The sequence below is a fragment of the Methylocystis suflitae genome, from assembly GCF_024448135.1.
Taxonomy (GTDB): Bacteria; Pseudomonadota; Alphaproteobacteria; order Rhizobiales; family Beijerinckiaceae; genus Methylocystis; species Methylocystis suflitae.
This window is the reverse complement of record NZ_JAMRYX010000205.1, coordinates 1-1,256: the sequence shown is the minus strand read 5'-3', so window position 1 is coordinate 1,256 and position 1,256 is coordinate 1. Positions and strand designations below refer to the sequence as shown.

General features: G+C 55.6%; 2 protein-coding genes. Both read left to right on the top strand.

What is annotated here, in order from left to right:
• Window positions 1-464 (top strand): NAD-dependent epimerase/dehydratase family protein (locus tag NEI07_RS15825; RefSeq protein WP_305123775.1); only part of this gene is annotated, 464 nt, incomplete at its 5' end.
• A 67-nt stretch (window positions 465-531) separates the two neighbouring features.
• On the top strand, window positions 532-1,256 hold a 725-nt coding region (locus NEI07_RS15820), incomplete at its 3' end, for an oligosaccharide flippase family protein (RefSeq protein ID WP_256035854.1).

Sequence of the window (1,256 nt, the reverse complement as noted above, 5' to 3'; positions counted from 1 at the left end):
GCCTGCGCTACTTCAATGTCTTTGGTCCAAGACAATGCCCCAACGGCGCTTACGCTGCCGTCATTCCGAAATGGACGGCGGCTATGATCGCGGGTGAGCCCGTGTTCATTAATGGCGACGGCGAGACAAGTCGCGATTTCTGTTACGTCGCCAACGCGGTGCAGGCGAATTTGTTGGCGGCGACGACGCAGAGCTCCCAAGCGGTGAACCAAAGTTACAATGTGGCGGTCGGCGATCGCACGACGCTGAATGATCTTTATGAGGAATTGCGCCGGTTGCTCGCGCCGGACTTTGCGCATCTTGCCTTGGCGAAGCCGACTTACCGAGATTTTCGTAGGGGCGACGTGCGCCACAGCCAAGCGGACATCAGCAAGGCGGCCGCGCAACTAGGTTATGTCCCCACGCAAAGGATTGGCCAGGGCTTGGAACTCGCGATGCCTTGGTACGTCGGGACGAAATCATAAGCAGAATGTGGATATGATCCGCCGGTCGGACATCGTTTGCGATTTGCTTCGGAAGGTCCGCTGAATAGTGAGCATCCGCAAACACACCGCTTACAACTTGGTGGGAGCCCTGCTTCCGATGGGCGTGTCGCTTTTGACAATCCCCATCTATATCCGCCTGGTCGGAGACGCGCGGTTTGGGGTTTTGGCGGTTCTCTGGTCGTTTCTCGGTTATTTTGGCCTGTTCGATCTGGGACTTGGCCGCGCAACGGCGCAGCGCATCGCCGCCCTCGGCGATTCTTCATCGGAACGCATTGCGTCGACATTTTGGACCGCGCTAGCGATGAACGCAGCGTTAGGCCTCGTTGGTGGCATATTGATATGGCCGACTTCGAAGTTTTTTTTCGAGCATGTCATGAGCATGGGGGCTGACCTTAGATCAGAGCTTGTCTCGGGCCTGCCTTGGCTCACCCTTGCAGTGCCGCTGATGACGATTTCGGGCGTTCTGGGCGGCGCGCTTCAGGGGCGCGCACAATTTTTAGAAATGAATATTATATCGATATCCGGTTCCGTACTGATTCAGATTTTGCCTTTAACGGTTGCGTGGAGCTGGGGTCCCGACTTAGCGTGGCTCATCCCCTCGGTTATTCTGACAAGCCTTTTATCGGCTATCGTAATGTTCTGGCGGTGCAAGATTCATGTATTTCATGATCATGCGCCGTCGATTTCAGGCGATCAGGCCAAGAGTTTGCTCCTCTTTGGCGGCTGGGTGACAATTAGCTCCATGGTGGGCCCATTGATGGTTGTTCTTGA